Annotated in this window: 23 protein-coding genes; 6 read left to right on the forward strand and 17 right to left on the reverse strand. The window is 62.6% G+C overall.

What is annotated here, in order from left to right; genetic code table 11:
• A partial coding sequence (gene pgk / locus KQ296_RS05960) for a phosphoglycerate kinase (RefSeq protein WP_259726312.1) occupies nt 1-166 on the forward strand: 166 nt, incomplete at its 5' end.
• Between the two features lie 13 nt (nt 167-179).
• Here pgk and KQ296_RS05965 read toward each other — a convergent pair.
• Nucleotides 180-629: a hypothetical protein gene (locus KQ296_RS05965; RefSeq protein WP_011934245.1), complete on the reverse strand. Its 450-nt coding sequence runs from the start codon at nt 627-629 to the stop codon at nt 180-182.
• Nucleotides 630-706: 77 nt separating this feature from the next.
• Here KQ296_RS05965 and KQ296_RS05970 point away from each other — a divergent pair, with 77 nt between their 5' ends.
• The gene (locus KQ296_RS05970; RefSeq protein ID WP_011934246.1) at nt 707-1,615 is read left to right on the forward strand and encodes an NAD(P)-dependent oxidoreductase; all 909 of its coding nucleotides are present in this window, start codon (nt 707-709) and stop codon (nt 1,613-1,615) included.
• Nucleotides 1,616-1,617: 2 nt separating this feature from the next.
• On the opposite strand, the gene KQ296_RS05975 is transcribed toward KQ296_RS05970, so the two are convergent.
• Nucleotides 1,618-2,361, reverse strand: coding sequence for a hypothetical protein (locus KQ296_RS05975; RefSeq protein ID WP_041428700.1), 744 nt, complete (start codon nt 2,359-2,361; stop codon nt 1,618-1,620).
• Nucleotides 2,362-2,416: 55 nt separating this feature from the next.
• Here KQ296_RS05975 and KQ296_RS05980 point away from each other — a divergent pair, with 55 nt between their 5' ends.
• Nucleotides 2,417-3,493, forward strand: coding sequence for a glycosyltransferase (locus KQ296_RS05980; protein ID WP_011934248.1), 1,077 nt, complete (start codon nt 2,417-2,419; stop codon nt 3,491-3,493).
• A gap of 1 nt (nt 3,494) precedes the next feature.
• Here KQ296_RS05980 and cobD read toward each other — a convergent pair whose 3' ends face one another.
• Entirely contained in the window at nt 3,495-4,628 is a 1,134-nt protein-coding gene (gene cobD, locus KQ296_RS05985) for a threonine-phosphate decarboxylase CobD (RefSeq protein ID WP_011934249.1), read from the reverse strand.
• A gap of 73 nt (nt 4,629-4,701) precedes the next feature.
• Here cobD and KQ296_RS05990 point away from each other — a divergent pair, with 73 nt between their 5' ends.
• Nucleotides 4,702-5,526: a pentapeptide repeat-containing protein gene (locus KQ296_RS05990; protein WP_011934250.1), complete on the forward strand. Its 825-nt coding sequence runs from the start codon at nt 4,702-4,704 to the stop codon at nt 5,524-5,526.
• A gap of 9 nt (nt 5,527-5,535) precedes the next feature.
• On the opposite strand, the gene KQ296_RS05995 is transcribed toward KQ296_RS05990, so the two are convergent.
• The 6 genes from KQ296_RS05995 to KQ296_RS06020 form a co-directional block, all read right to left on the reverse strand.
• Nucleotides 5,536-7,857 (reverse strand): type II secretion system protein GspD, encoded by a 2,322-nt coding sequence (locus KQ296_RS05995; protein ID WP_011934251.1) that lies wholly within the window; start codon nt 7,855-7,857, stop codon nt 5,536-5,538.
• A gap of 90 nt (nt 7,858-7,947) precedes the next feature.
• Nucleotides 7,948-8,694, reverse strand: a complete 747-nt coding sequence (locus KQ296_RS06000) for a hypothetical protein (RefSeq protein ID WP_011934252.1) — start codon at nt 8,692-8,694, stop codon at nt 7,948-7,950.
• Nucleotides 8,691-9,383 (reverse strand): PilN domain-containing protein, encoded by a 693-nt coding sequence (locus KQ296_RS06005; protein ID WP_011934253.1) that lies wholly within the window; start codon nt 9,381-9,383, stop codon nt 8,691-8,693. The genes KQ296_RS06000 and KQ296_RS06005 overlap by 4 nt, the downstream gene beginning before the upstream one ends.
• Nucleotides 9,380-10,294, reverse strand: a complete 915-nt coding sequence (locus tag KQ296_RS06010; RefSeq protein WP_259726408.1) for a hypothetical protein — start codon at nt 10,292-10,294, stop codon at nt 9,380-9,382. Before KQ296_RS06010 ends, KQ296_RS06005 begins: the two co-directional genes overlap by 4 nt.
• A 48-nt stretch (nt 10,295-10,342) precedes the next feature.
• Nucleotides 10,343-11,521: a quinone-dependent dihydroorotate dehydrogenase gene (locus tag KQ296_RS06015; RefSeq protein ID WP_011934255.1), complete on the reverse strand. Its 1,179-nt coding sequence runs from the start codon at nt 11,519-11,521 to the stop codon at nt 10,343-10,345.
• Between the two features lie 14 nt (nt 11,522-11,535).
• Nucleotides 11,536-12,258, reverse strand: coding sequence for a ribonuclease H (locus KQ296_RS06020; RefSeq protein WP_011934256.1), 723 nt, complete (start codon nt 12,256-12,258; stop codon nt 11,536-11,538).
• 60 nt (nt 12,259-12,318) lie between these two features.
• Between KQ296_RS06020 and KQ296_RS06025 the strand changes: the two genes are divergently transcribed.
• Nucleotides 12,319-13,023, forward strand: coding sequence for a DUF3747 domain-containing protein (locus KQ296_RS06025; protein ID WP_041428978.1), 705 nt, complete (start codon nt 12,319-12,321; stop codon nt 13,021-13,023).
• Between the two features lie 257 nt (nt 13,024-13,280).
• Here the strand turns inward: KQ296_RS06025 and rplL are convergent, their stop codons facing one another.
• The 8 genes from rplL to gloA all read right to left on the reverse strand — a co-directional run bounded on the left by rplL (nt 13,281) and on the right by gloA (nt 20,066).
• On the reverse strand, nt 13,281-13,673 hold the full coding sequence (rplL, locus tag KQ296_RS06030; RefSeq protein ID WP_011934258.1) for a 50S ribosomal protein L7/L12: 393 nt from the start codon (nt 13,671-13,673) through the stop codon (nt 13,281-13,283).
• A gap of 47 nt (nt 13,674-13,720) precedes the next feature.
• The gene (rplJ, locus tag KQ296_RS06035) at nt 13,721-14,248 is read right to left on the reverse strand and encodes a 50S ribosomal protein L10 (protein WP_011934259.1); all 528 of its coding nucleotides are present in this window, start codon (nt 14,246-14,248) and stop codon (nt 13,721-13,723) included.
• A 241-nt stretch (nt 14,249-14,489) separates the two neighbouring features.
• Nucleotides 14,490-15,197, reverse strand: coding sequence for a 50S ribosomal protein L1 (gene rplA / locus KQ296_RS06040; RefSeq protein ID WP_011934260.1), 708 nt, complete (start codon nt 15,195-15,197; stop codon nt 14,490-14,492).
• An 80-nt stretch (nt 15,198-15,277) separates the two neighbouring features.
• A complete protein-coding gene (gene rplK / locus KQ296_RS06045; protein ID WP_011934261.1) occupies nt 15,278-15,703 on the reverse strand; it encodes a 50S ribosomal protein L11 in 426 nt (141 codons plus the stop codon).
• 110 nt (nt 15,704-15,813) lie between these two features.
• Nucleotides 15,814-16,482 (reverse strand): transcription termination/antitermination protein NusG, encoded by a 669-nt coding sequence (nusG, locus tag KQ296_RS06050; protein ID WP_011934262.1) that lies wholly within the window; start codon nt 16,480-16,482, stop codon nt 15,814-15,816.
• A gap of 63 nt (nt 16,483-16,545) precedes the next feature.
• A complete protein-coding gene (secE, locus tag KQ296_RS06055; protein ID WP_011934263.1) occupies nt 16,546-16,794 on the reverse strand; it encodes a preprotein translocase subunit SecE in 249 nt (82 codons plus the stop codon).
• 93 nt (nt 16,795-16,887) lie between these two features.
• A complete protein-coding gene (locus KQ296_RS06060; RefSeq protein ID WP_011934264.1) occupies nt 16,888-19,653 on the reverse strand; it encodes an ATP-dependent Clp protease ATP-binding subunit in 2,766 nt (921 codons plus the stop codon).
• An 11-nt stretch (nt 19,654-19,664) separates the two neighbouring features.
• Nucleotides 19,665-20,066: a lactoylglutathione lyase gene (gloA, locus tag KQ296_RS06065; RefSeq protein ID WP_041428980.1), complete on the reverse strand. Its 402-nt coding sequence runs from the start codon at nt 20,064-20,066 to the stop codon at nt 19,665-19,667.
• A gap of 146 nt (nt 20,067-20,212) precedes the next feature.
• Between gloA and eno the strand changes: the two genes are divergently transcribed.
• A complete protein-coding gene (eno, locus tag KQ296_RS06070) occupies nt 20,213-21,505 on the forward strand; it encodes a phosphopyruvate hydratase (protein WP_011934266.1) in 1,293 nt (430 codons plus the stop codon).
• Nucleotides 21,506-21,521: the final 16 nt, after the last annotated feature.

A 21,521-nucleotide genomic window follows, 5' to 3' on the forward strand; every position in this document is an offset into this window, starting at 1 on the left:
CAAGGGCTGCTGCACGATCATCGGCGGCGGTGACTCCGTGGCTGCTGTGGAGAAGGCCGGTCTGGCCGAGAAGATGTCCCACATCTCCACCGGTGGCGGCGCCAGCCTCGAACTGCTGGAAGGCAAGGTGCTGCCCGGTGTAGCCGCCCTCAACGACGCCGCCTGATTCGCGCACAAGCTCATGCTGTGGCCGCCCCTGACGGGGCGGCTTTTTTGATGGGTTGCACTGTGAACTGGGGCGACCTGAGGTCCAGTTGCGGATCCAGCAGGGGAGCCAGGCCGTAGTGCGTGCGCAGGGCGTTGATGCGCTTCAGGCCTTCCAGGCGCAGCGCGAATGTCGCTTGCCGTTCCTTGCGTTTACAGGCGCGATAGGCCTCAGCCGTGAACGCAGAACGGATGCAGCGCTCCGACATCTGCAGGATGAACACCCGGCGGCTGTGGCTGTCCAGCTCCCACCGTCGTCGCACCTGGGCAAGCTCCCGTTGCTGGGCTGGTTGAAGCCGTTCCCAACCCGGCGGGTGCTGGCTGAGCTCGGCCTGCACGTGACCGACCTGAAGACTCAACGCAACCAGCAGGGAGCAGGGAAGCAACAGAAGCCTGCGGTTGCTTCGAAGTGACGAAACACGCATCTGTTCAGGGTTAGGCATGGACCGCTGAAATCTGGGTTGGCCGGTTCGCCAGGATCTGACTGAGATGGGCGTGAACCATGACCGGATCTGATCTCAAAGCACCCAGTCGACTCGCGTTCGTCGGCCTCGGTGCCCTTGGCCTGCCGATAGCCGCCAACCTGCACCGTGCCGGCTATTCATTGCAGGTGCACACCCGCAGCCGCAGCGCCGAGAACGATCCGAGCCTGCATCAAGGCGACCCAGCCGCAGCGACCCTTTGCTGCGCATCACCCGCTGATGCTGTTCAGGGCTGTCAGGCCCTCGTGCTCTGCGTCAGTGATGACGCCGCCGTGGAGGCTGTGCTCTGGGGAGACAACGGGGCTGGGCCTGCACTCGCGGAAGGGAGCCTGGTGATCGACTGCTCCACCATCAGCCCATCCACATCCCAGCGCATGGCACGACGCCTGGCGCACCGTGGCGTGCGCTATCTCGACGCCCCCGTGACCGGAGGAACGGAAGGAGCCAAAGCCGGCACGCTCACCGTGCTCTGTGGCGGCAGCGACGCCGATCTGGATCGCGCCATGCCAGTACTGGAGACGATCGGTGGCTCGATTCACCACTTCGGCGCTGTTGGCAGCGGCCAACAGGTGAAAGCGGTGAACCAGGTGCTGGTGGCCGGCAGCTATGCCGCTGTGGCCGAAGCCATCGCCCTCGGGCAGCACCTGCAGCTGCCAATGCAGCAGGTGGTGAATGCTCTCCGGCACGGCGCCGCCGGATCCTGGGCCTTGGAGCACCGCTCCAGCGCCATGCTCAGCGATCACTATCCCCTCGGCTTCAAGCTGGCGCTCCATCACAAAGATCTCGGCATCGCTCTCCAAGCCGCAGCCGAGGCCGGCCTGGACCTACCGATCACCCAGGCTGTGCAGGCTCAGGAACAGACGCTGATGAACGCAGGCCTGGGTGACGCCGATGTGTCCGCCCTGCGCAGACATCTGCCCAGGGTGTGAGGTCAGGGCTTGAGCTTGCTGCTCTCGTCAACCACCTGCACCCGCTTGCTCACCGTGACGATGCCATCGGGATGCACCAGCAGAGCAGCCCAGACCTGCGATCCCGGTTGAAAGGGAGCCTGAACAGATTTGAAGAGTCCACCGCCACCGAGAGGTTCCAACTGGATGTCGGGGCTTTTCTGCTGCAGCACTTGCTGCGGCGTCACGGAGATCAACCCTCCGGCCAGCAACGCCTTGCCGAGGGGTTGATCCACCACCACATCCACGTCGTAGCGGCTGCCGGTGAGCACGGTGTCTGGGATCAGCAATGAGATCGGCAGGGGCTTGCTGGCACTGGTGAGCACGGATTGATCGCTGAGGATCTCCTGATCAGCGATCAGCCCGTTCTCCACAGACAGGGCAACCGTCTGTTGGGCCTGAAAGGAATAACTGAGCCCGTCCTGCTGGCGCGTGCCGCTCACGGCGAATTCCACGGTCTGGCGGCCATCGTTGAGGGGCTGACCGGCTCTGACGGCCCAACGGGTTTCCGGGAAGCGTTCGGTGAAGCGGCGGAAACGATCAGCGAAGGCGCTTGTTTGCTCTGGAACCATCAACGCTTCCAGTTGCTTGCTGCTGTCGTCGGCATTGAGCGCCTGCTGCAGACGGCTGCTGAGATCAGCGCCCGGTTGCGCTCGCAGCGGCAGTGCGCTGAACAGCGCCGTCCCGCACATCCATGACGCCATTGCGACACGCAGGAACGGGACCATGAAACTGCCTCTTGAATCGATTTAAGTTAAGCCCCGTTTTTAAGATCCGCCCTCCATGCCCCGGCTCCTGATCGCCGCCAGCGGCACCGGCGGACATCTCTTTCCGGCGTTGTCGGTTGCGGATGCACTTCCGGCCGGGTGGAGCGCGCACTGGCTGGGCGTGCCGGACCGACTTGAAACCACATTGGTTCCTGAGCGCTACCCACTCACCACGGTGAACGCCGGTGGACTGCAGGGGCGAGGCCTCAAGAAGGTTGTGCAACTGCTCCGCCTGCTGGCGGCCAGTCGCGACGTTCGCCGGCTGATTCGACGCAACGGCATCGATGTGGTGTTCACAACGGGGGGCTACATCGCCGCCCCGGCCATCCTTGGGGCCCGCTGGAGCGGCGTTCCGGTGGTGCTGCATGAATCCAATGCCATCCCTGGCCGGGTGACCCGGCTGCTGGGACGCGCCTGCACCCAGGTGGCGATCGGTTTACCAGCCGCCGCCAGGCGCATCCCCGGCTGCAAGGCGATCGTGACGGGGACGCCGGTGCGCAACAGCTTTCTCCAGACCCAGACCCTGCCTGACTGGGTGCCGCAAGGGCCCGGCCCACTCCTGGTGGTGATGGGCGGCAGCCAAGGTGCTCTTGGACTGAACCGCATGGTGCGCCCCCTGCTGCCCATGCTGCTGAGCGAAGGCTGCCGGGTGGTGCATCTCACCGGCAGCAACGATCCCGATGTGAACAGCATCAAGCATCCCGGCTTCGCCGAACGCCCCTTCAGCGATGCCATTCCAGCGCTGTTGCAGCATGCCGATCTGGCCATCAGCCGCGCCGGCGCAGGCAGCCTGAGTGAACTCGCCGTGAGCGGCACCCCCACCGTGCTGGTGCCGTTTCCCCAGGCCGCCGATCGCCATCAGGATGCGAATGCCGCCTGCGCCGCAGCGCTCGGTGCTGCAGTGATCGTGCATCAACACGGGCCCAGCGAACCGACTCTGCGCCAGACCCTCTGGCGCTTGCTTGGCCCGAGGCTGCGGAGTTGTGATTCAGCCGCTGACCCGCTGGTGTCGATGGCGCAAGCGATGGGCACCCTTGCCGAAGCAGATGCGGATCAGCAGTTGGCCGCGTTGCTGCAGGGGCTGGTGCGGTGACTCACCCCAGGGGCTGATGGCGAAGGGCCCTGCGCAGCGCCTGCAGGATGCGGCGATTGCCGCGGCGATCCTGAAGACCAATCCGCAGCCAACGCTCCCCCAGGCCCTCGAAAGAACGGCAATCGCGCAGCAACACCCCGCGCTGGGCCACCTGTTCGCGCAACACCAGCAACGACGCTTGCCCCTCCACGAGCAGATAGTTGGCGCTTGAAGGGCGTGGGTGGAGCCCAGGGAGCTGCCCCACCTGGTGCTGCAACCAGGCCCCCTCGTGGCGCACCCAATGCTGCACGCGTTGCTGCCAGCGCTCGAAGCCTTGTTGGTCGGCCAGCACAGCGGTGCCAGCGGCGAGCGCCAAACCATTCACCGGCCAGGGATCGCGCCACTGACTCCACTGCTGAAGCCGCTCAGGCGCAGCGATGGCGTAACCCAGTCGCAACCCCGCCACCGCGAACAGCTTGGTGAGGCTGCGGATCACCACCAGGTTGGGGTGATCGGCGACGAGGGGAATCAACGACTGCTGCTCACCATTCGGCACCAATGGCAGAAAGGCTTCATCGCAGATCACCAGGCGATGACGCGCCAAAAGCGGCTCCAGGGACGCGCGGCTCCAGAGCTGGCCGGTGGGGTTGTGGGGATTGGTGATCCAAACAACGGATGCATTCGCCAGCGAGTCCGGTGCGAGCGGCCAGGGATGGGGATCGCTCTGATCAGGCCAGGCGAGCGATAGCGGCACAGATTCACTGGCGGCGTCCCAGCAGCGCAGGGCCCGGGCGTAATCAGCGAATCCCGGCTGGGGCAGAGCACTGACCCCGAGCGCGGCCGCATCACGGGCCACCCATGTGAAGAGCTCGGCAGCACCGTTGCCGGGCAACACCTGCTCGGGCGGAACGCCATGCCAGGCAGCGATCGCTTCACGAAGCGCGGCTTGGCGGCGATCGGGATAGTCACGCAGGGCACTGCTGCGCATGGCCTCAGCAAGGGCCTGCTGCAAGCGGCGGGGTGGAGAAAACGGCACCAGTGAGGCGCTGGCATCTAGAACCCGCCCTGGATTCAGGCCAAACCGCTGCGCCTCCTGGATCAGGTTGCCGCCATGGGGAGGTGGTCTGTGGCCCAAAGCGACTGCCGGCGACACCACTCCATCCTGCCCAGCGAGACTCGACGACGGGTGCAGACACCGATACAACCCGGTTGCTCGCTGAGCCCGCGTGATGACTCGATCCTCCTGCCAACTTCGCTGGGCACCATGGGCCCTGATGCTGGGCACCGCGCTGTTGGTGAATACAGGAGCACACGCCAATGAGTCCCTGATCAAAGTGCTGCATGAGCGCAGTTGTGAGGGCTGCCGCCTCGCCGATGCCGATCTCGTGCACGCCGATTTGCGCGACGCCAACCTGCGCGACGCCCAATTGATGCGCGCCAACCTGGGCCAGGCCCAGCTCGATGGGGCCGACCTCAGCCATGCAGACCTGAGTTTCACCAGCCTGCGCGGTGCCTCCCTGCGCGGCGCCGACCTCACCGGCAGCAAGCTGTACGGCACCGACCTGCGAGACGCGGATCTCAGTGGTGCCCGCCTCAGCCCCCAAGCCCTGGAAGAAGCGCACTGGCAGGGAGCGCAGGGGATCGTTACAGGGTCGCGCAGCCACGCGGCACTGCACAACGCCGGCGTTGCAGCCTTTCAAGCAGGACGTTGGCCTGAAGCCGAGCAGTTGTTCAGCGATGCGATCCGCAGCGCTCCCAATGAACCCCTCAGCTGGGTGGCCCGCGGCATCAGCCGCAGCGAACAGGCCAAAGACGACCTGGCCGCCGCCGATTTCCGTTATGCGGCATCGCTGTATCAAGCGAGAGGATCCCAGGAGTGGGCGAACCAGCTAACGGCTGCTGCCGACTCCGTGACCAAGCGGCGCTTCGAGAGTGACTCGGCAAATGAAGGGAAAGGGATGGGCAGCCAGTTCCTTCAAGGCGCCATGGCAGGGCTGCGCATGCTGGCGCCGATTGCAGCCAAAGCCCTGGTTCCACTGGGGCTGGGGTTCTAAGAACGCCGCTTAAGAGCCGCTCATGATCTGCCGCGCGGCCGGGAGGCTGGGACGGTAGCCATAGCCATAACTTCCTCCCTGAGTGTCATCGATAATGCGTGGCGTCACAAGAATGACAAGTTCATTTTTTGTGCGATCGCCACTGGAACTCCTGAAGAACTGGCCAATGAATGGGATATCCCCAAGAATCGGCCATTTCGTGACAGCCTGAACATCAGTATCAGAAATCACGCCCGTGAGAATGAGTGTCTGCCCATCCCGAACCCGAATCTTTCCCGTGTCGAGTGTTCGACTGTTGATAATGTTGATGTTTCCACAATTGCCAATCGTTTCAGGAACACCAACTGCCGCAGAAATCTCGGGAGACAGAGAAAAAGTAACGAATCCATTGTCATCAATTTTCTCAACCCTGGCCCCAAAAGTTAAACCTGCATTGCTAAAAACTGGTTGACAAAAATTATTGCCATTCTCATCCTGCTTCACCTCAAAAGAGGTCACAAGCTTCGTTCCAACAGAAACCAAGGCTTCGTTAGTGCGCTCGCGGCCAACCTTGCCATCAGCAGAAATCTTCGACGCATCGGAGCCTTGCGTGGACTCAGATCCCTCCTGAATAATCAACGTAGGACTCGCCAGAATTTTGGTTGAAGACGACTGAATCTGGGCCGCCAGAAAGTCAAAGAATTGATTGACCGGATACTGAAAACGCGTGGGCGACCTATAGGTGACTCGGCCATCCTCATCAATTTCGTCAATTCCAGGCTGCAAAGGATTATCAAATGTTCCAAAATCCGGCCTAAAAGGCCCTCGCTCTGTTACACCATCAGGCCCAATACGTGTCACTGAGCCAGGAAGGGGAAATGGCGATGTTGGACTATCAACAAATCCTTCGCCACCGTCCAAAGCGCCCGTTCCCGGAATAGGAGTTGTTCCTTGGTCAGCGTTGTATCGACCCGGCAACCCGCCCTGCTCACTACCAGGCGGCTTGTAGGCTCCGAAATTGGCCAGCAACTGGCCGTTTTCGCTGACAATGAACGCATTACCAGAGCGAAAAGCAAAGCTATTGTTGATTTGGGAATCGTTGGACAATGCAATATCCAGTATCTTGACATTTAGAGCCACCTGTCTCTGACGCAAATCGATCTGCTTCAAATAGCCTTCAGCAATGGCAACGAGCTGAGAATCACCAACCAAAGTCACCGTTGAAAGTCGTGAATCTGTTGTCACAACAAGTCCTCTCAGAGGACCAGTGGAGGCCCCAAAACTTTCACTTTCCAATATTGTCGAATTAATCTGTGATGTCTGGTTGCTGAGTTGCGATGTCCCTGCGGATGCAGGCTCTCCAGTTGTGGTTGTAATCGTATTCGTCAGATTGAATGTGGCACCAAGGTTTCCCAGGTACTCAGCCGCTGAGCGTGCACTCACTTGATTCAAGCGAATCACCTTGGACATCTGCGGCCCGAAGGTTTTGGTTGCAGCGCCCTTGCCCACAAGCAAGGTGCGGCCATCCAACTTGCCTTGCAGGCCTGAAGCCAGCAGCACCCCATTCAGGGCACGGGCATAGCTTTCGTTTTGGAATGCCATCGACACCGTGGCCACCGAGGACGGCTCCGCTGAACCACTGGCTGCCGAATCTTCGCCAACAAACACAAACCCATACCCGCCCAAGCGCGCCAGAGCCATCAAGGCATCCTTCGCAGGGGCGTTGTTCAAGGTGAGCGTCACCGGCGGACCGCTCACATTCACGAAGCTGCGGTTCTGCAGCACCATCGTGCCCACGGCCATGTCGCCCAGCGGTGGGGCGACGGCGCGGGGACGCAGAGGTGGGGCGTAACGCGCCTGGGGCACACTGCCCGGGGTGTTCAGATCCAGGCGGCCCGTCTGCAGGGTGGGAGCTGTGGCCAATCCGTTGAACTGAAGGATCAGATTTCTGCCATCCGCGCTCACCACCGGTTCCTGCAGGGTCTGCCCCGGCACCGGCACCACTTCCAATTGGTAGGTCTGCCCCGATCCACTGATCGCCACCTTGGCCAGGCTCGCTCCGGGATCCGACAGTTGCTGACTGCCATTGCGCACCCCCGGCTGCCCCTGGGTTTGCAAACGCCCTTCCCAGACCCCACCATTGATGCGCTGCTGCAGCACCGGCTGGGCCCCCACACCTTCCACCACCACCTCCACACCGCTCGGGCCACGGCGAATGCGCAACGCCAGGGCACCTTGCGCCTGCACCTGACGGGAGACGTTATTCATCAGCCCGTCGAGTGCCCCCACGTCGGCAGCCGAGAGGCCAGCTATCAACACAAGGGCCGTGAACCGGGAAGGAGAAAAGCGCATACCCGGGCCGAACGGCCGCAAACCATGGGCGGATGGTATCGATCGCATCTCATCCCAACCAGCCCTCAATCACAAGAACTCACCAGGGGTTCAGGAAGGCGCTGATTGCGGCTTCGGCTCAAGCGGTTCTGCGGTTTTGTCGTAGAACGTGAGCCGCAGCTTCAGCTGGGTGCGTGGTGGCCCGGCGGGTTGTTGATCGTCTTCGTCAGACGCCTGGGAAGCAGCGTCAATAGCCACCAGTTCCAGATCGCTGGGCTGAACCAGCAATTCCAACGCCTCCATCCGCCTGAGAAAAGCGAGCAAGCCGGGATAGGGGCCCTCCGCCTGGAGCAGAACCGCCGTTTTCTGGTAGCCGAGCTTGGCCAAGGGGTCCTTTGGTGCTGTCTGCTTGTTGCCTTTCCCCTGGGTGTTTCTGGATTTGGATGCCTGGTTCGGTGCCTGCGATGAGGCATCCGCAGGAGCCGCAGGCACAGGCTCATACAGCGTGATCTCCACTCCGGTGGCAGCCGACTCGCGGCTGAGCTGAGCCAGAAACGTAGCGATCTCCCCCTGGCCAGCCACCAGTTCAATGAGCAGGTTCTGCTGCTGCTGCGCTTTCTGCAACTCCACCTGGGTTTTGGTGCGCTGCAGTTTCAACTGGGGCAGGGATGCCTCTTTGGCCTTCAAGTCGTCCATGCGCTGGCGTTGTTCTTCGATCACCCCCAGCCGCGGCCAAGCCAGCCCAGCCAACAGCGCCCCTGCCAGCACCACCCCAATGGCCGCAGGCGCACCCACCAGGATCCGCCCCCGGCTGAACCGGCGGCGCCAGACCGATTGATCCGGACTGAGGTTGGTCACAGCGGCACCCCCTGCTGCTCGAGCAACCGATAGCGCTCGGCCAGCCCCTCAGCCCCCAAAGCCTTCAACTGCTGGATCGACGGTCCCGCTTTGGGATCAAGCTCCCAGTCGAGACTGAAGTTCACCACCGGGCTGTCACCGTCCTCGCGGGTGAGCTTGAGCACCTTCACACCGTCGGCCTTGGAGATGGGTAGGCGCGCCAAGGTGATCGCCAGAGCATTGATGCGCTCGAGAGGCCCCGGCGTGGTTCCCATGGCAGCTTTGCCAGACACCTTGATCCGGTCGTTTTGAACCGACACGTCCTCGAGCTGGATGCCGGCGGGAGTGACGCGCCGCAACTGCTCCAGCAAGGGCGATCCTGCGGGGACGGCCACGAGTTGCTCGGCGATCTGAAGTGTGTCCTTCTTGATGGAAGACAGCTTGCCTCTGTTCGCCTTGATCTGTCCTTCAAGCGAACGGACCTGACGTTCAAACGGCAACAACGTCTCCAGCTCTCGGCGCTGAGCAGCCTCAATCCAGCCCAGGCCAACCACAAAGGCCAAGGCAACACCCACAGCCGCCCCACCCAGCAACGCCCCCCGCAACAGCAAGGGCTCCTTGGGCATCAGCGGTGGCGCCTGCTGGGGGAGACCAAGCTCCAAGCGCCGTTCGCGCAACAGATCCGGCAATCGCTGCTGCTGTCGGCTCATCCCGGTACCTCCGCGGGCGCCATCAATGCCAGCTCCACCAGGGACATTTCGGCATCCCCAAGCAATGGCCCCAGCTTGAGCGCGTCATGGCTCTCCCCCCAGCGGCCTCGCCACGCAGCATCAGCCGTCACGTACCAGCCCGGCAGGGGCAGAGCCGCGGATCCTGGTTCGCTGTTGTGCTCCATCCAGGCCCCGACCAACCCCAGCACTTCCACGCGCAAGGCCGCCAGATCCCTGGCGTCCAGGGCAACGTCCAACTCAGGCCATCCATGCTCCAGCAGCAGGAGACGCCAGCGCCCCCCCTGCTCCACCAACCAGATCAGAGGCTGCTGCAGGTCCTGCTCGTGCAAGCAGACCAGTCCTCTCCAGGCAGCACAAAGCAGCCACTCAGCCCGGCGCACGCTGAAGTCGGCCGCGGCCAGGGTGTCCAGCCAGGCCTGCAGCACCATGCGCTCGGCGCCCACCACCATCACCGTCTCCGTGCTGGCGTCCGGCACCAGGTCGAGGTAGCTCTCCTGCAGCGAGAGAGACCAGCCCAGGTCTGGAGCAAGCGCCCGCAGGTCATCACCGTTGCCGAGCGTGGCCGCCGCCGCTCCCTGAAGCCGCCGCCACTGGCAGCACGGCAGGGGCAACAGCACGTCCACCGCAACCTGGGCTGCCACCAACCCCTGATCCAGCAACAGATCCGCCAGGGTGTCGCCCAGCACATCGCGCTGCAAGGGAACGCCGGCGCGGACGAGATCCTGGGGAAGCGGAACGCTGATGAGCTGCGGCTCTCCTTGCAGGCTCCAGCTGAGTGTGAGGGCGTCGTCGGAAGGAGCCAGCACAACCGGCACGGGATCCAGCAGTGCCTGGGCCTGACGGATCCAGCCCTCAACCGCGGGGAAGCGCTCGTTCAGTCCGGCCAGCACCACATCCCCCCCACTGGCGTCATCAACGGTCTGCCGGAAGGGTATCGGCTAGCGCCAAGGGGCGCCGCTCCCCACCGCCTCACTGATATGGCGGAATCCATGGCGATCGAGCTGCAGCTGCAGTCCCTCCAACACCCGGGGCACCAGATCGGGGCCTTCATAAATCCAACCCGTATACAGCTGAATCAGGGACGCACCAGCCGTGATCCGCTCCCAGGCCGCTTCCGGTGTGCTGATTCCGCCCACACCCACAAGGGGAAGCGCAGGTCCGGCGGTGGCGCGCAGGCGCCGCAACACTTCCAGGGCCCGGCGGCGCAGGGGATCACCACTGAGGCCACCCGCCTCTTCCGCCAGGGTGCGCCCGGTCTGGGCAATCACACGCTGCTCCAGGCCCAGACGGTCCAGGCTCGTGTTCACGGCGATCACCCCCGCAAGACCCTCCTCATAGGCAAGGCGGGCCAACCCATCGATGGCGTCATCCTCCAGATCGGGGGCGATCTTCACGAGCAGGGGCGGGCAGCCGGGCAGACGGCGCAGACGCTCCACTAGGCGCCGCAGTTGCGACGCGTCCTGCAGATCCCTCAGGCCCGGGGTGTTCGGAGAGCTGACATTGATCACGGCGTAATCCGCCTGGGGCGCCAGCAGTTCGAGCGAGGAGGCATAGTCATCGGCCGCCTGGTCGAGGGGGGTGATTTTGGACTTCCCGAAGTTGATCCCCAGCACCGCCGGGCGCTGACCACGGGCCGGCAACGCCTGCCGCAACAGGGTGCGGCGCAACATCTCGGCACCACCGTTGTTGAATCCCATGCGATTCAAGGCGGCCCGCTCCTGGGCCAGCCGGAACAGCCGCGGCCGCGGATTGCCTGGTTGCCCATGCCAGGTGACGGTTCCCACCTCCGAAAAGCCAAACCCGAAGCGATCCCAAACGCCGGCGGCGACACCGTTCTTGTCGAAGCCAGCAGCCAGGCCGACGGGATTGCTGAAACGGCAGCCGAAGAGCACCTGTTCGAGGCGCACATCCCGTCGTTGCAACTCAGCACTGATCCCCTCAAGGACCCCGGAGACTCCGGGCCATCGACGCCTGAGGCTGAGCTGAGCGAGAGCCTGCAGAGCTGCACGACTGAGCTGTTCGGCATCGACGCCTTCATCGTTGGCCAGTACGGGGCCCAGCCAGCGGCGATAGAAACCTGCGGTGGACAACACCCCGGATGATGACGACTGGGCCATCTGGTTTCCTGCTTCTATCTCGATCCTGCCTCGGCACGCCGCAGACGCCAGCGATCAGCCTCGATCGGTTCCACCATCCAGTCACGCCACCGCCATGGCTGCTGGCGCTCGAGCACGTTGGTGAGGGGTTGTTCCACCAACTGAGCAAGCTCGACGGCGGTGAGCGTGAAACCACCGCTGGCCAAGCGATCCGCCAACTCCAAGCGCGTGAGCAACGTGCGCAGCGGCTCCGGGGCTGGATCCGCGGGTTGCGTTGGCACAGCACGCAGGGGTGGTGTGCCCCCCTTGGAATAGGCCACAGCAATGGCATCCACCCGGTCGTTGTCGGGATCACCGCTGTGGCCTTTCACATAGGTGAGCGGCACATCGGGCAGGCGTGCCGCATCGAGAGCCTGCCAGAGATCCTGATTGAGCACGGGCTTACCGGCAGCCGTTTTCCAGCCTTTGCGTTTCCATCCGGCCATCCAGGAGCCAAGCCCATCGATCAGGTATTTGCTGTCGGTTCGCAGGGTGAGATCGGGATGACGGGGCAGTTCGGCCAAACGCTCCAGCAGGGAGAGGGCCGCCTGAAGCTCCATGCGGTTGTTGGTTGTGGCCGGGTCGGATCCACCGAACTCCTCCACACTGCCGTCTTCAAAACGGATCAACGCACCCCAGCCCCCCGGGCCTGGATTACCGCTGCAGGCACCATCGGTGGCCGCCGCCACAACCCGTCCTCTGCGATCGCTCTCCGCCATTTGTCAGCCCACCCTGTGTTCGGTACAACACGGTTCTTGAACACCCAGGAGGACTGGGCGATGGGCCGAACCTACTTGCGCAGGACTGCCATGGCCGCCACGGCCCTGGGGCTTGCCGGTTTGGGTGCGGCAGTTCCTGGCTTGAGCCGGGCTTTGTTCGACAGCCGGCCGCTGCAACAGGAACGCTTTGCGATCCTGGCTCAGGCGGTGGGGAACAGCCGCTGGAAACTGCTGGTGCTGGAGCAGATCAAGGCCCGTCCCCTTTGTTGGGAAGAGCGCAGGGACGGCTTGATGAAGCCATCCTTGAATGACTTCGACTTCAGCGGGATCTGCAGCCGCTATCTCGACAGCAACGGCTATTCCCTGCGGACAGGAGGCACGGATTCCGACAAACGCTTTCGCCTGAAGCTGGAACAGAACCGCGATGGACTGCTGCTGCAGGCCATGGATCCGGTGAGAGGAGACAGCACGGTTGTGGCCCGAGCCACCCAGGTGCGGCGCGACAAGGATGCTTTTGTGAAACTGACCCTGGAGCCGGGGTGGGCGCTGGAGCGTCGGGCTTACAAGGGGCGAACGCTGAGCCACGTGTATTTCGCCAATTCCAAGCCGATGCCCACACTCATGGCGTCGAGTCGGGGCAGCACCGCTCAAACCCGCAGCTTCTCAGCAAGTCTGCCCAGTGCTCCAGGATTGCCGCAGGCAGGACGCAGGGGGCAGGGAACACGCGGACCGATCCGATTGCAGGTGATTCCTTTCCGCCCCTGAGGCGAGGACAGTTGAAGGAGCGCCCTGCGCAGGCGGGACAGACCCAGGATCACTTCTTAAGTTGCATTCGTGTGAGGAGTGCTAAGCGCCTCTTCAGGGTCGAAACAAGGACAGACTCCTGCAACGCGCTTCACTTCTGAGCTCTGCCTTCGGCAGAGCTCTTTTTTTTGCTCACAAAAAAACCGACCCTGGGGTCGGTTGGTGGAATTGAAATGGGGGGAAGGGTCGCGATCCCGCAGGACACCGACCCAACACGATCACTTGAGGGTGACCTTGCCGCCCACTTCTTCGATGGCCTTCTTGAGGGCTTCGGCTTCGTCCTTGGACACGCCTTCCTTGATGGCCTTGGGTGCAGCCTCGACCATGGCCTTGGCATCACCAAGACCCAGGCCGGTGGCCTCACGCACAGCCTTGAGGACCTTGATCTTGGCCGAAGCGTCAAAGCTCTCCAGCACAACATCAAATTCGGTCTTCTCTTCAGCAGCCTCGCCACCACCAGCGCCAGCAGCGCCAGGAGCAGCCATCACCACACCAGCAGATGCGGCAGCGGACACACCGAAAGCTTCCTCGATCTGCTTGACGAGCTCGGAAGCCTCAAGCAGCGAGAGAGTTTTCAGTGATTCGAGAATTTCGTCGGTTTTTGCAGACATGGTTGGGAATCAGCAACAGATCAGAGAAACAGTCGAGTCGAAGACGATCAGCCTTCGCCGGATTCGGCGTGCTGCTTGAGCGCCCGAGCAAGGCCGGAGGGAACCTCGTTGATGCCGACAGCCACCTTGGTGGCAACGGCATTGATGGCACCGGCGATCTGTGCCATGAGTGCTTCCTTGGAAGGAAGATCACCAATGGCCTTGATCTCGTCCTGAGACAGAAGCTTGCCTTCGAAAAGGCCGCCCTTGGTTTCAGACTTTTTGGTGTCCTTCTGGAAAGCCTGAACGGCTTTCACTGCACCGCCCACATCCCCTTTGACAAGGACGAAAGCGTTGGTGCCGGTGAGAAGGGAATCAAGGTTTGACCAAGCACTGTCACCATCAATGGCACGGCGCATCAAGGTGTTTTTGGTCACCTTGCACACACCGTTGGCTGCCTGCAGACGGGTCCGCAGATCAGACATTTCCTTGATGGAGAGACCCTGATAATCCAGGACCAGTGCCATTTCGGCCTCACCGAGGAGCTGCTTGAGCTCTTCGACGATCTGTTGCTTGCTCTCCAGAGTGCGGCCCATAGGAATTGGATCGGTCGGGGGAACAAGCTGGACACGCGGCCGATCAGTGCTTCTCAAACGAGAAGACGAGGCCGCGTGTCGATCCAATCCCTGGAGGGAGCAAAATCGTCGCGTTTGCCTCGGCAGGGCTTATGCAATCGGGCCGGTTCGAAGGAACTGGCTGATGCAACCTGCTGTCTCAGGCCGGGCGCGTGCCCGTGGACTGGCTTTCGCCAGCCACTCAACCTACATCACAGCGTCATCAGCCGTCTTTGTTGATGTCCTGCAGCGCAGCGATGTCAACTTCCACGGAGGGTCCCATGGTGGAGGTCACGTACAGGCTTTTCCAGTAGCGCCCCTTCGCGCCGCTGGGCTTGTTGCGGTCGATGGTCTCCTGGAGCGTCTTGAGGTTGTCCAGCAGGTTGCCTTCCGAGAAGCTGGCCTTGCCGAAACGCACGTGCACGATTCCCGTGCGGTCAGCACGGAATTCCAGTTTGCCGGCCTTGAATTCATTGATGGCTGCCGCCAGATCCGTCGTCACCGTTCCCGCCTTGGGGTTCGGCATCAAACCGCGAGGACCAAGCACCCGACCCAACTTGGCGACCTTGGGCATCATGTCGGGGGTGGCGATCAGCAGGTCGAAATCCATTTCTCCCTTGCTGATGGTTTCCACCAGATCCTCATCACCAGCGAGTTCAGCGCCGGCTGCTTTGGCCTCAGCAACCTTTTCGCCGCGGGTGATGACCGCAATCCGCACCGTCTGACCGGTGCCATGGGGCAGGGCCACCGTGGTGCGCAGCTGCTGGTCGGTGTATTTGGGGTCAATGCCAAGACGGGCGTGGGCTTCCACGGTTTCGTCGAACTTGGCAGTGGCGTTCTCCTTGACGAGCTTGATGGCTTCAAGGGGTTCGTAGGCCCGTTCCTCGATTTTGTTGACGAGGCTGGCCAGGCGTTTGGATGTTTTGGGCATGGCAGGAATGGGGTGCAGGCGACCGCTGGGTCTCCCCCGTAAAAGGACAGTTGAAGCAGTGAGAACTGGCGCCTGACGCGTCAGTCGGTGATGGCGACGCCCATGTTGCGAGCGGTGCCTTCGATGATGCGCATGGCCGATTCAATGCTGGTGCAATTGAGATCGGGCAGCTTGGTCTTGGCAATCTCCTCAAGCTGGGAACGCTTGATGGAGCCAACACTTCCCTTGGCGGACTCGCCGGAGCCCTTCTCGATTCCGGCGGCTTTGGTGATCAGCACAGACGCCGGAGGCGTCTTGGTGATGAAGGTGAAGCTGCGGTCTTCAAAGACCGAGATCTCCACCGGGATCACAAAACCGGCCTTGTCCTGGGTACGGGCGTTGTACTCCTTGCAGAACGCCATGATGTTGACCCCGTGCTGACCGAGAGCAGGGCCCACGGGCGGTGCGGGGTTGGCTTTGCCGGCCTGAAGGGCCAGCTTGATAACGGCTGTGACTTTCTTGGCCATCGGCGGACGGAGTTGTACATCTGCGGATCACCTGCCCCTTGAGGCAGGTGCGGCGGAGCGGAAACCACTCCTGAGGCCGCCCTCCGCAGGGAGACGGCCGCCACAACAGCTCAGTTTTGCTTGCTCACCTGGGAGAACTCGAGCTCCACAGGCGTTTCCCGGCCGAAGATTGAAAGAAGGGCCTTGAGCTTGCTGCGCTCACCCGACACTTCAATCACTTCGCCCTGGAAATCCTTGAACGGCCCAGCCGTCACCAGGATCTGATCCCCTTCGGTGAGATCAACCTTGACGACAGTCTTCTTCTCAGCAGCCCGCTTGAAGATGCGATCCACCTCGGAACGGCTCAGCGGGCGCGGCTTGATGTGACCGCGGGCTTTACCTGTCGCGCGGCGATCCTCTGCTCCCACGAAGTTGATGACGTTCGGGGTGCTGCGCACAGCCATCATCGTGTCTTCGTCGAGCACCATGCGCACGAGCACATAGCCAGGGAAGACCTTCTCCTCCGTGGACTGGCGGCTGCCGTCTTTCTTGATCTTCACAGCGGGCGTTTCCGGAATCTCGATTTCAAGAATCCTGTTGCTCACGCCCAGGGTGACCGCCCGTTGTTCCAGGGTGGCCTTCACCTTCTTCTCGCAGCTTGAAGCCACCTGCACCGCGTACCAGCGGGCAATCCCCGTTCGCACTTCAGGGACTTCGAGCGTTCCTTCCTCGCCGTCGTTCGGGGCCGGAAGATCCAGCACTTCACTGGAATCCGACTGGCTGAGATCGAGATCAGACACGGGGCAGGATGAGAAGAACAGAGCATCGATGCGACTCGACGCCGTGGGAGGCGGACCAGCCGATCAACGGAACACCTGGGACGCAGCCCAGCCGTAAAAACGACTCAGAGCAGCGATGGCAGCAGCTGACAGGCTCACCATCAGAATCACTGCGATCGATTCACTGAACAGCTGCTGCCGACTGGGCCAGACAACCAGCTTGAGCTCCTCGTAGGTCGCAGCGAAGAACCCACCTTTCTTTCCCGGCTGGTCAGAGCCGGTAGGAGCCGGTGACTTGGCTGCTGCAGTGTCCTCGGAGGTTGGCGTTGTCACGAATCGCTGGGCACGGAGTCATTGGGCCGGTGCTGACGCAGGCTCAGATGGCACGTGACAGCAAACAAAGATCCTACCGGACGCCTTCTGCGCTCAAGCAGGTTCAAACCTGAAGGGTTCAGCGGGCGAAGCGCCAGCGTGGACCAGCACGGTTTGGGCACCGTGGAAGCGATCTTCGAGCAATTCCGTCGCCAGGGGGTTTTCCAGGCGGCGGCGCAACACACGGCGCAGGGGTCTGGCGCCGTACTCAGGTTCATACCCCAGGCTCACGAGGGCATCGATCACGGCGGCGTCAACCTCGAGGGAGAGTCCCTGCTCCCGCAGAAGCCTGGACAGATCAGCCAGTTGCAAGCGCACAATCCGGCTCAAATCCTGCTGATCGAGCGGTCGAAACCGAATCACCTCATCGATGCGGTTGAGAAATTCAGGCCGAAAATGGCTGTTAAGCGCTTCATCCACCGCCGCATCCAATGACGGAGATGCGGCTTGAGGGTCCGACTCCTGGCCTGATCGCGCTGCCTCAAGGATGGCCCGACTGGCGAGATTGCTGGTCATCACAACCACCGTGTGACGGAAATCAACGGTGCGCCCCTGGGAATCACTGAGCCGGCCGTCGTCGAGCACCTGCAGCAGCACATTGAAGACGTCTGGATGGGCCTTCTCCACCTCATCAAGCAGGAGCAGGGCATAGGGACGACGACGCACGGCCTCGGTGAGCTGACCGCCTTCCTCGTAGCCGACATAGCCCGGAGGAGCACCCAACAAGCGGGCCACGGCATTGCGCTCCATGAACTCGCTCATGTCGAGACGCACCATCGCCTCCTCTTCATCAAAGAGTTGACCCGAGAGGGCCTTGGCCAGCTCGGTCTTGCCCACACCGGTCGGCCCCAAGAAGAGGAAGGACCCCACTGGCCGGCGCGGATCCTTCATGCCGGCACGCGCCCTGCGGATCGCAGCCGCCACGGCCTGCACGGCCTCCGGTTGCCCGATCACCCGCTCTTGCAACCGTTGATCCAGCTCCAGCAGTTTCTGGCGTTCCCCTGCCAGCAGCCGCTGGACCGGGATCCCAGTCCAGCGCGCCACCACGTCGGCAATATCCGCGGCCTCCACCTGTTCGCGCAGCAGCGCGGTTCCAGCAGCTTGGGCATCACTGAGGGACTGCTCGAGAGCGTCGCGGCGCTGCTGGAGTCGATGGAGCTGGTCGTATTGCAGGCGCGCAGCCTCCTCGAGGTCTCCCTCGCGTTCCGCCTCGGCCATGGCATGGCGGAGATCTTCGTCCTCCTGCAGCAGCTGGCGCAGCTCCTCGAGCTGGGCGCGTTCGGCCTGCCAACGCTCCCGCAACCGGGACAAGTGCGTGGTGGCCTCCAGTCTTTGACGCTGCAGCTGAACACGTTCCGCTTCAGGCGCCTGTTCCGCCGCAAGCACCGACAACTCCACCCGGCGCAAGGCCATCTCGGCGTCTTCCACCACCTGGGGTTTGGAGGTCACATCCATCTTGAGCTGAGCGGCCGCCTCGTCGATCAGATCGATCGCCTTATCGGGCAGGCAGCGGTCGCTGATGTAGCGATCGGCGAGCCGGGCGGCTGCGGTGACCGCGGCGTCCGTGATCGTGACCCCATGGTGCAGCTCATAGCGCTCCTTCACCCCACGAAGGATCTCGATGCTGTGATCGATGGAAGGCTCCGCGATGGGCACCTGCTGAAAACGCCTGTTCAGTGCAGGGTCTTTTTCAACAGTGCGCCGGTAATCCTCGGGTGTGGTGGCGGCGATGCAGCGCAGATCGCCCCGCGCCAGCGCAGGCTTGAGCAGGCTTCCGGCATCGGCACTGCTGCGATCACTGTTCACCACCGTGTGCAGTTCATCGATGAACAGCACCACACCCGCTTCCGGATCACTCACCTCCTGCAACACCTCGCGCAGGCGCTCCTCGAATTGTCCACGGAACTTGGCACCGGCAATCAGCGCTCCGGCATCCAACGCCACAAGCCGCAGGCCTTGAAGCGATTCAGGCACTTCACCAGCCACCATCCGCTGGGCGAGCAGTTCAGCAATCGCCGTTTTTCCCACACCCGGAGCACCGATCAGCACTGGGTTGTTCTTGCCGCGGCGGGACAGCACTTTGATCAGGCTGCGAATCTCAACATCCCTTCCCACCACTGGATCCAGCTGGCCATCAGCAGCTTCCGCCGTGAGATCCCGACCAAAGCGCTCAAGGGCTGTTGCCTCAGCCGCAGGGGCCGGCTCAGGCAAGGCGTCGGTCGTTTGGGCAGGCGCCGGTGGCGCTGCGGGAGCGGGCGGCGGTGCCGGAGCAGACGGCGGGACCGGGAAGGACGGAGCCTGTGATGAAGCCCCTTGTGCGGGGACTTGGATCGTCGCGCCAGGGCCAGGATCCGGAGCCCGGCGCAGCTCCGCCTCCAAACGGTCCGGCGTCAGCCCGAAGCGGGAGAGCAGATCTTCGCCAATGCGCGGATCACGGCCGATCGCAATGATCAAGTGGGACAGATCGATCAGACGAGAGCCCCACAGCCCGCGCACAGCATCGGCCGACTCCAGCAAGCGTTCGAGGTCTTCCCCAATGAACAGATCCTGACCGCGGGCGGTGGGTTGCTCGGCAAGAAACGCTTCGAGCTGATCAAGGAGACGGTCGCGGGGGACTGAAAGCACAGCCACCTCCGCCTGGTAACGAGGATCGGCGAACAGCACCTGGAGCAGGTGCTCCACATCGAGATCTCCATGACGCCAACGCCTGGCAACGTCCTGGGAACTCAGCAACAGATCCCAGGCCTGATCGCTGAAACGCTCAGGTTCGGCAGTGAGGCTGGCTGGAGGCTGGAAGCTCCCTTCGTAGGCAGACGTCATTAAGGGGTGGTTCAGGCAGACAGGGAACGGGACGCCAGTTCAATCAGCTCGATTTTGTATCCATCGGGGTCTTCCACGAAGGCGATCACGGTGCTGCCGTGCTTCATCGGACCTGGTTCGCGAACAACCCGACCTCCCTGGCCAGCAATTCCTGCGCAGGTTGCCTGGATATCGTCCACGCCCAAGGCGATGTGTCCATAGCCACTTCCGAGGTCGTACTCAGCGGTATCCCAGTTGTGGGTGAGTTCAAGAACGGTGGACTCCGCCTCATCCCCGTAACCGACAAAGGCGAGGGTGAAGCGTCCGCTTGGATAGTCCTTGCGCCGCAGCAAGCGCATGCCCAGAACGTTGGTGTAGAAGGCCAGAGAACGCTCGAGATCGCCCACCCGAAGCATGGTGTGCAGCATGCGCATCGACAGGATCAGCAGCTCCTTCCCAGCATGGTGCATTCCCTGGGCTCGGGGAAGTGCGTGCGTGGACGCTTGCCATTCGTGCCGGAGGGCACAGCTGCAGTGAGCAGGGCGACCCATAGGATCCCCCAGTCTTCGATTCACCCCACGTGTTCGATTCCCTCGACCTCGTCATCGACACCATCGTGGCCCGTGAGGTGCTCGACTCCCGCGGAAACCCAACCGTGGAGGCCGAAGTGCTCCTGGAGGGTGGCGCCAGCGGCCGGGCGATCGTGCCCAGCGGTGCGAGCACAGGGGCCCACGAAGCCCATGAGCTGCGCGATGGCGGCGATCGCTACATGGGCAAGGGCGTCATCCAGGCTGTGAACCACATCGAAGAGCGGATCGCCCCCGCCCTCTGCGGGCTTTCAGCACTGGATCAGGCCGCCGTGGATGCCGCCATGCTGGAGCTCGACGGCAGCGACAACAAGTCGTCCCTGGGTGCCAACGCCATCCTGGCGGTGAGCATGGCCAATGCTCGGGCTGCAGCTAATGGCCTGGGATTGCCGCTGTACCGCTACCTGGGTGGCCCGATGGCCACCCTGCTGCCCGTCCCCCTGATGAATGTGATCAATGGGGGTGCTCACGCAGCCAACAGCCTGGACTTCCAGGAATTCATGCTGGTTCCCCACGGTGCCCCGAGCTTCCGGGAAGCCCTGCGCATGGGCACCGAAGTGTTCCACACCTTGAAGAAGCTGCTCAGCGCCAAGGGCATGAGCACCGCAGTGGGCGATGAAGGCGGCTTTGCTCCCGACCTGGGCAACGTGGAAGCCGGTGAAATCCTGGTGGAGGCGATTGAAAAAGCCGGGTATAAACCTGGAGAGCAAATCTCCCTGGCTCTGGATGTGGCCAGCACCGAGTTCTTCGCTGATGGCCGCTATGCCTTTGACGGCGGCAGCTACGACAGCGCCGAGATGGTCGGTCAGCTCGAGAAACTGGTCGAGCAGTTCCCGATCGTTTCGATCGAGGATGGCCTGGCTGAGGACGACTGGGAGGGCTGGAAGCTGCTCACCGAACGCCTGGGCAGCAAGGTTCAGCTGGTGGGCGACGATCTGTTCGTGACCAACACCAAGCGACTGCAGCAGGGCATCGACAGCAGCACCGCCAATTCGATTCTGATCAAGGTGAATCAGATCGGATCACTCACCGAAACCCTGCAAGCGATCGATCTGGCCGGCCGCTCGGGTTACACGAGTGTGATCAGTCACCGAAGTGGTGAAACAGAAGACACCACCATCGCTGATCTGTCTGTTGCCACCCGCGCCGGTCAGATCAAGACTGGCTCCCTGAGCCGTAGCGAGCGCGTGGCCAAATACAACCAGCTGCTGCGCATCGAAGACGAACTGGGCAGCCAGGCCGTTTATGCCGGTGCAGTCGGTCAGGGTCCACGCGGGAACGCCTGATTCCCAGACGAAGTCT

It is taken from the genome of Synechococcus sp. CS-197 (assembly GCF_025128215.1).
Classification (GTDB): Bacteria; Cyanobacteriota; Cyanobacteriia; order PCC-6307; family Cyanobiaceae; genus Synechococcus_C.